12 protein-coding genes are annotated in these 12,476 nt (G+C 62.8%); all 12 read left to right on the top strand.

The genetic code is table 11. From position 1 onward, the window contains the following. Positions 1-12: 12 nt before the first annotated feature. The 12 genes from B5526_RS09750 to trbG all read left to right on the top strand — a co-directional run bounded on the left by B5526_RS09750 (position 13) and on the right by trbG (position 12,467). A complete protein-coding gene (locus tag B5526_RS09750) occupies positions 13-1,779 on the top strand; it encodes an MFS transporter (protein WP_244562249.1) in 1,767 nt (588 codons plus the stop codon). Between the two features lie 79 nt (positions 1,780-1,858). Further along, positions 1,859-3,850 carry a conjugal transfer protein TraG gene (locus tag B5526_RS09745; RefSeq protein ID WP_079544845.1) on the top strand — a complete coding sequence of 664 codons (1,992 nt, stop codon included), beginning with the start codon at positions 1,859-1,861 and terminating at the stop codon, positions 3,848-3,850. Between the two features lie 10 nt (positions 3,851-3,860). Further along, positions 3,861-4,301: a CopG family transcriptional regulator gene (locus B5526_RS09740; RefSeq protein ID WP_079538008.1), complete on the top strand. Its 441-nt coding sequence runs from the start codon at positions 3,861-3,863 to the stop codon at positions 4,299-4,301. A gap of 201 nt (positions 4,302-4,502) precedes the next feature. After that, the gene (gene trbB / locus B5526_RS09735) at positions 4,503-5,417 is read left to right on the top strand and encodes a P-type conjugative transfer ATPase TrbB (RefSeq protein WP_079544843.1); all 915 of its coding nucleotides are present in this window, start codon (positions 4,503-4,505) and stop codon (positions 5,415-5,417) included. Positions 5,418-5,419: 2 nt separating this feature from the next. After that, entirely contained in the window at positions 5,420-5,749 is a 330-nt protein-coding gene (locus tag B5526_RS09730; RefSeq protein ID WP_079538007.1) for a TrbC/VirB2 family protein, read from the top strand. After that, positions 5,749-6,018 carry a VirB3 family type IV secretion system protein gene (locus B5526_RS09725; protein ID WP_079538006.1) on the top strand — a complete coding sequence of 90 codons (270 nt, stop codon included), beginning with the start codon at positions 5,749-5,751 and terminating at the stop codon, positions 6,016-6,018. The genes B5526_RS09730 and B5526_RS09725 overlap by 1 nt, the downstream gene beginning before the upstream one ends. A 4-nt stretch (positions 6,019-6,022) precedes the next feature. Next, positions 6,023-8,467 carry a conjugal transfer protein TrbE gene (trbE, locus tag B5526_RS09720; protein WP_079538005.1) on the top strand — a complete coding sequence of 815 codons (2,445 nt, stop codon included), beginning with the start codon at positions 6,023-6,025 and terminating at the stop codon, positions 8,465-8,467. Continuing rightward, positions 8,464-9,195 (top strand): P-type conjugative transfer protein TrbJ, encoded by a 732-nt coding sequence (gene trbJ, locus B5526_RS09715; protein ID WP_079538004.1) that lies wholly within the window; start codon positions 8,464-8,466, stop codon positions 9,193-9,195. The genes trbE and trbJ overlap by 4 nt, the downstream gene beginning before the upstream one ends. Further along, positions 9,195-9,557, top strand: a complete 363-nt coding sequence (trbK-alt, locus tag B5526_RS09710) for a putative entry exclusion protein TrbK-alt (RefSeq protein ID WP_079538003.1) — start codon at positions 9,195-9,197, stop codon at positions 9,555-9,557. Before trbJ ends, trbK-alt begins: the two co-directional genes overlap by 1 nt. Continuing rightward, positions 9,557-10,789, top strand: a complete 1,233-nt coding sequence (gene trbL / locus B5526_RS09705; protein WP_079538002.1) for a P-type conjugative transfer protein TrbL — start codon at positions 9,557-9,559, stop codon at positions 10,787-10,789. Before trbK-alt ends, trbL begins: the two co-directional genes overlap by 1 nt. After that, a complete protein-coding gene (gene trbF / locus B5526_RS09700; RefSeq protein WP_079538001.1) occupies positions 10,789-11,472 on the top strand; it encodes a conjugal transfer protein TrbF in 684 nt (227 codons plus the stop codon). Before trbL ends, trbF begins: the two co-directional genes overlap by 1 nt. 11 nt (positions 11,473-11,483) lie before the next feature. Beyond that, positions 11,484-12,467: a P-type conjugative transfer protein TrbG gene (gene trbG, locus B5526_RS09695; protein WP_197688430.1), complete on the top strand. Its 984-nt coding sequence runs from the start codon at positions 11,484-11,486 to the stop codon at positions 12,465-12,467. Positions 12,468-12,476: the final 9 nt, after the last annotated feature.

Here is a 12,476-nt window from a genome sequence, read left to right as displayed (position 1 = left end):
CTCTCCGACGGCATGGCCGCGCGTTTGGCTGAAGCGGCCACCCGTCCCGGCGTTACCAAATCGGCGCTGGTCGAAGAGGCCCTCGATCGTTTGTTGGGATCTGAGGATGACTTCAGCGATACTGCGACATTGGCCCGTCAGTTCGCGGCCATGAGTGGCCAGCTCGAGCAACTCGATCGCAATCTCCGGATCGTGAATGAGACGGTCGCACTTCACGCACGCTTCCATTTGGCGGTGACGCCGCTATTGCCGGCCGCCGCACAAGAGGCGGCCTTTGCGCTCGGGGCCAAACGTTTCGAGGAGTTCGCGGCGCAGGTGGAAAGGCGTGTCGATCGGGGCGTTCCCCTCATTCAAGAAACGATCGACAGGGTCAGCGCGGCGAGGGCGGCTGCCCCTCGAGACGACGTCTTGAAGGCACGTTTCATCGACACCACGATCAGCCGCGGCAACAACGATGATAACAATGAAGATGAGGCGGCTGTCCCGGAAAAATCCGCGCAGTCCTCGCGCGTGACCGGGCGACAGGTGGCAGCAAACCTGGCCGCGAACGGGTCGTTGATCCTTCGCGTATTCCTGCCCTTCGTCACCGGCTATTACGCGGCCTATCTGTTCCGGTCCATCAATGCGGTCATGGCAACGCCCCTCGCGACAGATCTGGGGTTGGGTGCCGGCGATCTCGGCTTGCTGACGTCGGTCTACTTCCTGACATTCGCCGCCGCCCAGATCCCGATCGGCATCCTCCTGGACCGCTATGGTCCGCGGCGGGTCCAAAGCGCATTGATGGTGGTGGCGGCGCTCGGCTCGGCGTTGTTCGCGGCGTCGGAGAATTTCCCGATGCTGCTTCTGGGCCGCGCCCTGATCGGTCTCGGCGTCGCCGCCGCCTTGACCGCGGGCATGCAAGCCCTCGTTCTCTGGTTTCCCAGGGAGCGAGTGCCGCTCCTGAACGGTTTGATGGTCATGCTGGGCGCACTCGGGGCGGTGACCGCGACGTGGCCGGCCGAACTGTTGCTTGCCCGGATCGGGTGGCGTGAACTCTTCGGTCTGTTGGCGGCGCTGACCGCGGTCTGCGCGATCCTGGTCCACCTCGTGGTGCCGGAGGCGGCGCCGGCGAGAAGCAAAGCGGTCTCGGTCGGCTTGAAGAAGGTTTTTGGCGATCCGCGCTTCTGGCGTCTCGCGCCGCTCTCGGCGAGCTCTATCGGAACGGCCTGGGCGTTGCAGGGGCTGTGGGCAGCACAGTGGTTCGCCGACGTCGATGGTTTCGACCGGGCCGGGGTGGTGCGACATCTCTTCATGATGGCGATCGCGCTCGGTGTTGGTGGCATCGGGCTGGGCATCGCGGCCGATCGGCTGCGGCGCCGCGGTGTCGGACCGGAAGTACTGCTGGGGCTGGTCGCGACCCTCTTTATCGCGATTCAGTTGGCGTTGATCCTGCGGTTGCCCTTGCCGTCCTATGTGCTGTGGAGCGGTGTGGCGGCGACCGGCGCGGCAACCGTGCTAAGTTACGCCATTCTGGCCGAGTATTTCCCCAAGGCATTGACCGGGCGGGCGAACGGGGCGCTGAATCTGTTTCATGTCGCCATGGCATTCGCCGTGCAATATGCGACGGGCCTCGTGGTCCAACAATGGCTCCCAGATGCCGGACATTATCCGGAAGAGGCCTACCGAACCGCCTTCGCTCTCAATGTTGCCTTCCAGGTCGCCGCATGGATTTGGTTCGTGATGCCGCGCGCCTCCTTGCGACCACCTGTCGCGTGGCGACCGCGGCCATCCGAATCCTAGCCGACAGCTGTCGGTTGTACGCACCGAACAATGTGGCGCTTGCCGACCGCGTCCCGCGCGGCATTTAACCTCGATGGCCATGTCCGCAACCCGAATCTTGTGGGGCCAGATCCTCGTCGTACTTGCGATCGTGCTCGCCACGACGTGGGCGGCGACGCAGTGGGTCGCCTGGAAGCTCGGCTACCAGCCGCAACTAGGCCAGCCTTGGTTCGAAATTGCCACCGGCGTTCCCGTATACCTACCGCCGTCGTTCTTCTGGTGGTGGTATGCGTTCGATGCCTATGCGCCACATGTCTTCGTCGAGGGCGCCTACATCGCGGCCTCCGGCGGGTTCATCTCGATCGCGGTCGCTATCGGCATGTCGGTGTGGCGGGCGCGTGAGGCCAAGGTTGCCGCGACCTATGGCTCGGCCCGCTGGGCAACGCTGGCGGAAATTCGTGCCGCCGGCCTTGCCGCGCCAGACGGTGTCATCCTCGGCCAATTTGAGCGCGATTATCTGCGCCACGATGGGCCGGAACATGTGCTGTGCTTCGCCCCGACGCGATCGGGCAAGGGCGTTGGCCTGGTGGTGCCGACGCTTTTGACTTGGCCGGGCAGTTGCATTGTCCACGACATCAAGGGCGAGAACTGGAGTTTGACGTCGGGCTTCCGTGCCCGGCATGGCCGTGTGCTGCTGTTCGACCCGACCAACACGAAGTCGGCAGCGTACAATCCGTTGCTTGAGGTCCGTCGCGGCGAATGGGAGGTGCGCGATGTCCAGAACGTCGCCGATGTGCTGGTTGACCCCGAGGGATCGCTCGAACGTCGCAACCATTGGGAGAAAACCAGCCACGCCTTGCTCGTCGGCGCCATCCTTCACGTCCTTTATGCCGAACCAGACAAAACGCTAGCGGGTGTTGCCGGCTTCCTCTCCGATCCGAAACGGCCGATCGAGACCACGCTCCGGGCAATGATGACAACCGCGCATCTCGGCGAAGCCGGGCCGCATCCGGTTATCGCCTCGGCCGCGCGGGAACTTCTCAACAAGAGCGAGAATGAACGATCCGGCGTGCTTTCAACCGCGATGTCGTTCCTCGGACTTTATCGCGACCCGGTCGTGGCAAATGTGACCCGTCACTGTGAATGGCGCATCCGCGACCTCGTCGAGAGCGATCGGCCCACCACTCTGTATCTCGTCGTGCCACCGTCCGATATCAGTCGTACTAAGCCTCTGGTGCGCTTGATCCTCAACCAGATCGGCCGGCGTCTGACAGAGGATCTGCATGCCAAAGGGCGGCGCCATCGGCTATTGCTGATGCTCGATGAATTTCCCGCACTCGGTCGCCTCGACTTTTTCGAGTCGGCGCTTGCCTTCATGGCAGGATACGGCCTCAAGAGCTTCTTGATTGCCCAGTCGCTTAACCAGATTGAGAAGGCCTACGGACCGAACAACGCCATCCTCGACAATTGCCACGTGCGGGTGTCCTTTGCGACCAACGACGAGCGCACCGCCAAACGCGTCTCGGACGCGCTGGGAACCGCGACCGAGATGCGGGCGATGAAGAACTACGCCGGCCACAGGCTCAGCCCCTGGCTTGGTCATTTGATGGTCTCTCGTCAGGAGACGGCGCGACCGCTGCTTACATCAGGCGAAGTGATGCAGCTGCCGCCAGGCGATGAGCTGGTGCTGGTCTCAGGCGTTGCGCCGATCCGGGCAAAGAAGGCTCGTTATTTTGAAGATCCACAATTGACGGAACGGGTTTTGGCGCCACCGGTCGTGAGTAAGCATACTGGTGCGCCTTCGCCTGACGATTGGAGTCAACTGCCAGCTCCTGCGGTCAGCGCTGGGCGGGACATCAGTTCGTCCGGCGAGACGCATATCGATGATCCCGCGAATGGCGGTATTCGCCGAGAGCCGGAACTTCCCCAACACGAAGAGATTTTGCCTGAGCAAGCGAAACCGTCGCCGGAATTTGTCTTCGGGGAGGAAGACCCCGATGATGACGCCGTGCGCGCTCGCTCGCTCCGTAAGCAAGCTCGTGGTCTGGCCCGTCAGGCGGCGATGGATCCAGGCGACGGCATCGACCTCTAGGGACTGATCGATGCGAACCAAGCACACATTTCGTCTGCCGCCGGATCTCGCGGGACAACTCGCCGATTACGCGAGCTGTAAGCGCGTGCCGCAGGCACTCGTCGTCGAAACGGCACTCTCCTCCTACCTGTCGCCAGATAATTCGGAACGGATGGAGGCGGCGCTCGGCCGCAGGCTTGATCGCCTAACGCGGCAGGTTGAGCGGTTGGAGCGTCACCTCACCATTTCGAACGAAGCATTGGCGCTCTTCGTGCGCTTTTGGTTGACGGTCACGCCACCGCTGCCGGATGCTGCGCAGGCCGCCGCTCAGTCGAAGGGCCGTGAACGCTATGAAGGATTTGTCGAAGCACTTGGACGGCGGTTGGCAAGGGGACAGAGTCTGGCGCAGGAAATATCGCGAGACGTGAATCCCACGGACGGAGCGTCGGACCGAACAGATAGTTCCTCCTAAGCGGTTCCGCCGTCGCCCTGCCTTTCTACGCCAGAGCACTACGCCTGATCAGATGTTGTTGCGCGATCACACATCCTGCCTTTTCTAATCATCCCGGCATCACGACCGCAACTCGCGGTCGCCAAAATTGGTCAGTGATGTTGGGGGACGCAAGTGGCAATCCATGATCTCAATCAGGAAGCGACGTCGCGTGGCGCGCGCATGTTGCGCACCGCCCTTGGCCCGAGCATTGCGCTCTGGCTGGAGGACCCCGCAGTCGTTGAGGTGATGCTTAATCCCGACGGCCGGCTCTGGATCGATCGGCTGGCCGGCGGATTGGTCGATACCGGCGAGCGTCTGTCGCCCAGTGACGGCGAACGGATCATCCGTCTGGTTGCGCACCATATCGGCACCGAAGTGCATCCGGGTTCGCCGCGGGTATCAGCCGAGTTGCCCGAAACCGGCGAGCGTTTTGAGGGCCTGCTGCCACCAGTCGTGGCGGCGCCGGCCTTCGCGATTCGCAAACCCGCTGTCGCGGTCTTCACCCTCGATAACTACGTCGCGGCCGGCATCATGCGGGCGGGGCAGGCCGAGACATTGCGTGCGGCCGTGGCCGATCGCCGTAACATTCTTGTCGCCGGCGGCACCTCGACCGGCAAGACCACACTCACGAATGCGCTGTTGGCGGAGGTCGCAAAGACCGCCGATCGCGTCGTGCTGATCGAAGATACCCGTGAACTGCAGTGCAAAGCGCCGAATCTCGTGGCGCTGCGTACCAAGGATGGCGTCGCCTCGCTTTCCGATCTGGTTCGCTCTTCGCTTCGATTGCGTCCTGATCGCATCCCGATCGGTGAGGTGCGCGGAGCCGAAGCGCTCGACCTGCTCAAGGCCTGGGGCACCGGGCATCCGGGTGGCGTCGGCACCATCCATGCGGGATCGGCACTCGGCGCGCTCCGCAGGATGGAACAGTTGATTCAGGAAGCCGTCGTCACCGTCCCGCGCGCGCTCATCGCCGAGACCATTCAATTCATCGCCGTACTGGCCGGCCGCGGAAGAGATCGACGCCTCGCCGAGCTTGCCCGCGTCCAAGGGCTCGGACTGAACGGCGACTACGTGCTTCACGCCGCCGGAGATTAATCATGTTCCAACCGTTTCATCGCGTCCATCGCTACGCCACAACGCTCGCGATCACCAGCATCGCATCTCTCGCATCCGTCCCTGCTTGGGCGGCCGGTTCGAACATGCCGTGGGAGCAGCCGCTGAATCAGATCCTGCAATCGGTCGAGGGGCCGGTCGCCAAGATCCTTGCCGTGATCATCATCATCGTCACGGGGTTGACGCTGGCATTCGGCGACACGTCAGGCGGTTTCCGGCGACTGATCCAGATCGTGTTCGGTCTGTCGATCGCGTTCGCGGCGAGTTCCTTCTTCCTGTCGTTCTTCTCGTTCGGTGGTGGAGTGCTGGTGTGATGGAAGGATCCGAACCGATCCTTGGCTTCAGTGTGCCGGTGCATCGCGCCCTGACCGAACCGATCCTGCTCGGCGGCGCGCCGCGTGCGGTCGCCATCCTCAACGGCACGCTGGCCGCCGCATTGGGCCTCGGCCTGCGGCTGTGGATCGCTGGAATCCTGTTGGGAGTGATGGGGCAGGCGGCGGCGGTGTGGGCCGCGAAGCGCGATCCGCAATTTGTCGATGTGGTGCGCCGGCACCTTCGCATCGCTGGCTATCTGGGGGTGTGAGCCGATGATGAACCTCGCAGAATATTGCCGCTCGACCACGCAGCTTGCAGATTTCTTGCCCTGGGCCGCTCTGGTCGATGAGGGGGTAGTTCTCAATAAAGACGGCTCGTTCCAGCGCACCGCGAAGTTTCGTGGTCCAGATCTGGATTCCGCGGTGCCGGCCGAACTGGTCGGCGTCGCCGGCCGCTTGAACAATGCTTTCCGACGGCTCGGTTCGGGCTGGGCAGTCTTCGTCGAGGCGCAGCGTCATGCCGCTAGCCGATATCCCGAAGGTCAATTTCCGGATGTGGCATCGGCGCTGGTTGACCTGGAACGCCGTGAGGAATTCGAAGAGGAGGGTGCCCACTACGAGTCGAGCTATTTCCTCACTTTCCTGTATCTGCCGCCGCCAGAAGACGCCGCGCGGGCCGAGCGCTTCCTCTACGAAGGGCGCGACCGCAACGAAGGAGCCGATGCCCGCGAAATCTTGCGCGGTTTCGTCGATCGCACCGACCGCGTGCTCCAGCTCGTCGAAGGCTTCATGCCGGAGATCCGGTGGCTCGATGACTCGCAGACACTGACCTACCTCCATTCGACCGTTTCGACCAATCGCCAGCGCGTTCGCATGCCCGAGATCCCGATGTATCTCGATGCGTTGCTGGCGGATCAGCCGCTGACCTGTGGTCTTGAGCCCTCGCTCGGCGACAAGCATCTGCGTGTCCTCACCCTCGTCGGGTTCCCGACCGTCACGACGCCTGGAATTCTGGACGAACTCAATCGGTTGGCCTTCGCCTACCGGTGGTCGACTCGCGCGATCATGCTCGACAAGACCGACGCCACCAGGCTGCTGGTCAAGATCCGCCGCCAATGGTTTGCCAAGCGCAAATCGATCGCCGCGATCCTCAAGGAGGTGATGACCAACGAGGCCTCGGCGCTCGTCGACACCGATGCCCATAACAAGGCAATGGACGCCGATGCCGCGCTGCAGGAACTCGGGTCTGACGCGATTGGGCAAGCCTTCGTCACAGCGACAGTGACGGTATGGGATGATGACCCGCGGGTCGCCGACGAAAAGCTCCGGCTGGTCGAGAAAGTCATCCAGGGGCGTGACTTCACCTGCATGACCGAGAGCGTCAACGCGGTAGAAGCTTGGCTCGGCTCGCTTCCGGGACACGCGTACGCCAACGTGCGTCAGCCGCCGGTCTCGACGCTAAATCTCGCCCACATGATTCCGCTATCGGCGGTTTGGGCCGGACCGGTACGTGACGAGCATTTCAACGCACCGCCGCTGTTATTTGGCAAGACCGAAGGCTCGACCCCGTTCCGCTTCTCGCTCCATGTCGGCGATGTCGGCCATACGCTGGTGGTGGGTCCGACCGGCGCCGGCAAGAGCGTATTGCTGGCGCTGATGGCGCTGCAGTTCCGGCGGTATCCGGGCTCGCAGGTATTCGCGTTCGACTTCGGCGGCTCGATCCGCGCCGCCGCGCTTGCCATGGACGGCGACTGGCATGACCTCGGTGGCGCGCTGTCGGATGATGCCAGCCAGCCCGTCGCACTCCAACCCTTGGCCGCGATCGACGATGCCGCTGAGCGCGGCTGGGCGGCCGAGTGGATTGCCAACATCCTGGCGCGTGAAAAAATCAATGTCACGCCGGAAGCGAAAGACCATCTCTGGTCGGCACTGTCATCGCTGGCATCGGCGCCAATCTCGGAGCGCACGCTGACCGGTCTGTCGGTGCTGCTGCAGTCGCAAGGGCTCAAGCGCGCGCTGCAACCTTATTGCTTGGGCGGTCCGTATGGGCGCCTGCTCGACGCCGAGGCCGAACGTCTCGGAGAGGCCGAAGTCCAGGCGTTTGAAACCGAAGGCCTGATTGGGACCGGTGCGGCACCTGCGGTACTCGCCTATCTCTTCCATCGCATCGAGGGACGGCTGGACGGACGCCCGACCCTGTTGATCGTCGACGAAGGTTGGCTCGCCCTCGACGACGAAGGTTTCGCAGGACAACTGCGCGAATGGCTGAAGACGTTGCGCAAGAAGAATGCGTCGGTCATTTTTGCCACGCAATCCTTATCAGACATCGATGGCTCGGCCATCGCTCCGGCCATCATCGAGAGTTGTCCGACGCGGCTGTTCCTGCCGAACGAACGCGCCATCGAACCGCAGATCACGGCGATCTATCGCCGTTTTGGCCTCAACGACCGGCAGATCGAGATTCTTGCCCGGGCAACGCCAAAGCGGGATTATTATTGTCAGTCGCGGCGCGGCAATCGACTGTTTGAGCTCGGGCTTGGTGCCGTCGCGCTCGCCTTCACGGCAGCTTCGGCAAAATCGGATCAGGCCGCGATCGAGAAAATCGTCGCCGAACACGGTCGCGGCGGTGCCTTTGCCGCCGCGTGGCTGGCCCATCGCGGTGTCGAATGGGCTGTCGACGTCATGCCCAATATCTCGACCCAGGGGCGATTACCATGAAAATCCGTCATCTCGCGGCGGCAAGCGCCGTCATGATCTCCATCGCAGCAACGGCTGTACCGTCCTCGGCGCAGATCGTCGTCTTCGATCCCAACAATTATGTGCAGAACGTGCTCACCGCGGCCCGCGCGCTGCAGCAGATCAACAATCAGATCACGTCTCTGCAAAATCAGGCCCAGATGTTGATCAACCAGGCGAGAAATCTTGCGAGCCTGCCGTACTCATCCTTGCAGCAACTTCAGCAGTCGATCCAACGCACGCAGCAGCTTCTGACCCAGGCCCAGCGGATCGCCTACGACGTCCAGCAGATCGACCGCGCCTTTTCCACGACCTACGCTCCGGTTTCGGCGTCTACATCGAGCCAGACGCTGATATCAAATGCGCAAGTGCGTTGGCAGACCTCGGTCGCGGCATTCCAAGATGCGTTGCGGGTGCAGGCCGGCGTCGTCGGCAACCTCGACACCAACCGAACCCAGATGTCCGCACTGGTGACGTCAAGCCAGTCCGCCACCGGTGCGCTGCAGGCAACGCAAGCCGGTAACCAACTGGTCGCGCTGCAGGCCCAACAACTCGCGGATCTCACCGCGACGGTTGCGGCGCAAGGTCGAGCCGCCAGCCTAGAAGCTGCGCAACGGGCGGCTGCGCAGGATCAGGGGAGGGAGCAGCTTCGCCACTTCCTGACGCCTGGCGTTGGCTACCAGTCCACCAGCGTTCAGATGTTTCACTGATGACCGACCACATCACGCCACAACAATTCGTGCGGATCGCGGTAATGGCGTTTCTTGCGTTCGCCGCGGTCGTCGCTGTCATCCATAGTCGGCGCGGCGAAGACGCTGGTATCATCGCGCCCCTGGAGCACGAGCAAGCGGATGCGCTCGCATCAGAGCTCGCGCGCTGTCGAACCATCACGGCTGACGAAGCTATTGCACTCGACAGCTGCCGCCGCGCGTGGGCTGAAAATCGTCAGCACTTCTTCGCGCCCGTGAAACCGATCCGGATTCCAGCGGAGCCAATCCCCAGCGCAGTCACCGGGCCGGCGAAGAGCCAGGACCGGGTCACGCCGTTTGAAGTCCAGAGCGAGAAGCGCTGATGGGCGGCACCGGCGTCATTGACCGTTTCCTCGAGGTCTTCACCCGCTACATCGATTCAGGCTTCGGTCTGCTCAACAGTGAAGTTGCGTTCCTGGCCACGACACTGGCGGCAATCGACATAACCCTTGCAGCCATATTCTGGAGCTGGGCAGCCGACGAGGACATCATTGCCCGGTTGGCGAAGAAGACGCTGTTCGTCGGCGTCTTCGCCTATCTAATCGGCAATTGGAACAATCTCGCCCGTATCGTCTTCGAGAGTTTTGCAGGCCTCGGTCTCAAGGCATCCGGCACAAGCATGTCGACCGCCGATCTGCTCAGCCCGGGACGCATCGCCCAGGTTGGCATCGATGCCGGACGTCCGATCCTGGATTCGATCTCCGGCCTGATGGGATACATCAGCTTCTTCGAGAACTTCGTTCAGATCGTCGTGCTGCTGTTCGCCTGGATCGTGGTGCTGCTAGCCTTCTTTATCCTGGCGATCCAGCTCTTCATCACGCTGATCGAGTTCAAGCTGACGACGCTTGCGGGCTTCGTGCTGATTCCTTTCGGCCTGTTCGGCAAGACCGCGTTCGCCGCTGAGCGCGTTCTCGGCAACGTCATCTCGTCCGGGGTCAAGGTGCTGGTGTTAGCCGTGATCGTCGGCATCGGCTCGAATCTATTCTCTCAGTTTACCGCAGGCTTTGGCGGCAACCAGCCGACCATTGAAGACGCCATGCCCATGGTGCTCGCGGCTCTTGCATTGCTCGGCCTCGGCATCTTCGGTCCCGGCATCGCTAACGGCATTGTCTCCGGCGGTCCGCAACTCGGCGCCGGCGCGGCCATTGGCACGGGCTTGGCCGCGGGTGGCGTCGTTGCCGCTGGAGCGGCGGGTGCCGTCATCGGCGCGGGGGCGGCAGGCGGAGCCCTCGCCAGTGCTGCGCGAGGCAGCGCTTCGGTGGTTGCCGGAGCGTCCGCCACCTATCGCGCGGGCGGACTTACGGGAGTCGCACAATCTAGCGTCTCAAGTATCGCCGGCTCGCTTCGTCGATCCGCAGGTGCGGCAGCATCAGAAGCAGGGCAGAGCGCAGGGTCAACTGCTTCATCATCCGCTGGTACATCACCCGCGTGGGCGACGCGCATGAAGCGCTCGCAGACCGTGAACCACGGCGCCTCCGCGGCAACCCATGCGGTCCGCTCCGCCGATCACGGCGGCGGAGGGGCCTCCGTCGATCTCACTGAAGGTGAACGCTGATGTTTAAACGATCTTCCGTGCGCTACGGCCGCACGCCCGCACCCGAAACCCCGTATCAGAAGGCAGCACAGGTCTGGGACGAGCGCATTGGCTCTGCCCGGATTCAGGCCAGCAATTGGCGGCTGATGGCGTTCAGTTGTCTGCTGTTATCAGGCGGCCTTGCGTCAGGCCTTATTTGGCAGTCGGTGCGGGGCACGGTGACGCCGTGGGTGGTGCAAGTCGATCGCCTCGGACAGGCTCAGGCCGTGGCGCCGGCCGACAGCAGCTATCAGCCGGCTGACCCACAGATCGCTTTCCACCTGGCGCGCTTCATCGAGGACGTGCGGGGATTGCCGGCCGATGGCATCGTGCTGCGGCAGGACTGGCTGCGCGCCTATGACTTTACCACGGACCGTGGTGCTGCCACGCTCAACGAGTACGCGCGTACCAACGATCCCTTTGCCAATTTGGGTAAACTGCAGATTTCGGTGGAGGTCACCAGCGTCATCCGCGCTTCCCCGACCTCGTTCCGCGTCGCCTGGATCCAGCGGGCTTACGAGAACGGCAGCTTAAGCGCGACCGAGCGTTGGACCGCGATCCTCACCGTCGTGATCGACACGCCCCGCGACGCCGATCGTCTGCGCAAGAATCCTCTTGGGGTCTACGTTAACGCCATCAACTGGTCGAAGGAACTGGGGCAATGAGTTCATTTTGCATGAGTAGATCCGCATTGCCGGTTCTGCTTTTTTCGGTCTCAACGCTTGCCGGCTGCGCTGTTCCGCTAAAGCCCCCGCCGGAAATCTCCTATGACGACGCCGAGCCGGCCGTCCAACTCGCCGATCCGCCGAAGCCAGTTGAGGTGGTCGAATTGCCAAAACTGTTGCCGCTTCCCGGCCAGCTCAAGCCGCTTCATGGCGCGCGTTCGAAGCCAGAGTCCGGCGATCCGCGTAGACGCGTCGAGAAAGCCAACGCCGCAGCCCGGGTGCAACCGACCCGCAATGGTTACATCAACGCGGTGCAGGTCTATCCGTTCTCGCCGGGCGCGCTGTATCAGGTCTATGCCGCGCCGGGCCAGGTGACTGATGTCGCCTTGCAGGAAGGCGAGCAACTTGTTGGTTCCGGTCCGGTCGCGGCCGGGGATACCGTGCGCTGGATTATCGGCGACACCGAGAGTGGAGCAGGTCCGACCAAGCGCATCCACATCCTGGTTAAACCTACACGGCCTGATCTCGTTTCCAATGTTGTCATCAACACCGATCGCCGCACCTATCTCCTCGAGATTCGCTCGGCGGAGAAGACCTACATGGCCTCGGTCTCTTGGCAATATCCGCAGGACCAACTGATCGCGCTGCGCCGCCAGAACGCGAGCGCCGAGGCGGCCACGCCAATTGTCGAGGGTGTTGATATCTCGCGATTGCGGTTTCGCTATGCGATCGAGGGCGACAACCCGCCCTGGCGCCCAGTCTCCGCCTTCGATGACGGGTCCAAGGTCTATATCGAGATGCCGAGCGGCATCGCGCAGGGAGAGGCCCCGCCATTGTTTGTCATCGGGCCGCAGGGCGATGGTCAACTCGTCAATTACCGCGTGCGGCAGAACTATTACATCGTCGACCGCCTGTTTGCAGCGGCAGAACTAAGAATCGGAGGTGACCATCAGCAGACCGTCCGCATCAGCCGCACCGACGGGACGGGGCGGTGAGTTTAGAGC

Origin of the sequence: Bradyrhizobium lablabi, from assembly GCF_900141755.1 — a bacterium.
In the GTDB taxonomy this organism is placed as follows: domain Bacteria; phylum Pseudomonadota; class Alphaproteobacteria; order Rhizobiales; family Xanthobacteraceae; genus Bradyrhizobium; species Bradyrhizobium lablabi_A.
Note: the sequence above shows the minus strand (reverse complement) of the source record. Positions and strands in the feature narration are given on the sequence as shown.

Bases quoted from the DNA above. Each gene is read 5' to 3' on its own strand.
- trbJ (WP_079538004.1), top strand. From the start codon at position 8,464: ATGAAAATCCGTCATCTCGCGGCGGCAAGCGCCGTCATGATCTCCATC.
- B5526_RS09745 (WP_079544845.1), top strand. From the start codon at position 1,859: ATGTCCGCAACCCGAATCTTGTGGGGCCAGATCCTCGTCGTACTTGCG.
- trbE (WP_079538005.1), top strand. From the start codon at position 6,023: ATGATGAACCTCGCAGAATATTGCCGCTCGACCACGCAGCTTGCAGAT.
- B5526_RS09725 (WP_079538006.1), top strand. From the start codon at position 5,749: ATGGAAGGATCCGAACCGATCCTTGGCTTCAGTGTGCCGGTGCATCGC.
- trbB (WP_079544843.1), top strand. From the start codon at position 4,503: ATGTTGCGCACCGCCCTTGGCCCGAGCATTGCGCTCTGGCTGGAGGAC.
- trbK-alt (WP_079538003.1), top strand. From the start codon at position 9,195: ATGACCGACCACATCACGCCACAACAATTCGTGCGGATCGCGGTAATG.
- B5526_RS09740 (WP_079538008.1), top strand. From the start codon at position 3,861: ATGCGAACCAAGCACACATTTCGTCTGCCGCCGGATCTCGCGGGACAA.
- trbF (WP_079538001.1), top strand. From the start codon at position 10,789: ATGTTTAAACGATCTTCCGTGCGCTACGGCCGCACGCCCGCACCCGAA.
- trbG (WP_197688430.1), top strand. From the start codon at position 11,484: ATGAGTAGATCCGCATTGCCGGTTCTGCTTTTTTCGGTCTCAACGCTT.
- B5526_RS09730 (WP_079538007.1), top strand. From the start codon at position 5,420: ATGTTCCAACCGTTTCATCGCGTCCATCGCTACGCCACAACGCTCGCG.
- B5526_RS09750 (WP_244562249.1), top strand. From the start codon at position 13: ATGGCCGCGCGTTTGGCTGAAGCGGCCACCCGTCCCGGCGTTACCAAA.
- trbL (WP_079538002.1), top strand. From the start codon at position 9,557: ATGGGCGGCACCGGCGTCATTGACCGTTTCCTCGAGGTCTTCACCCGC.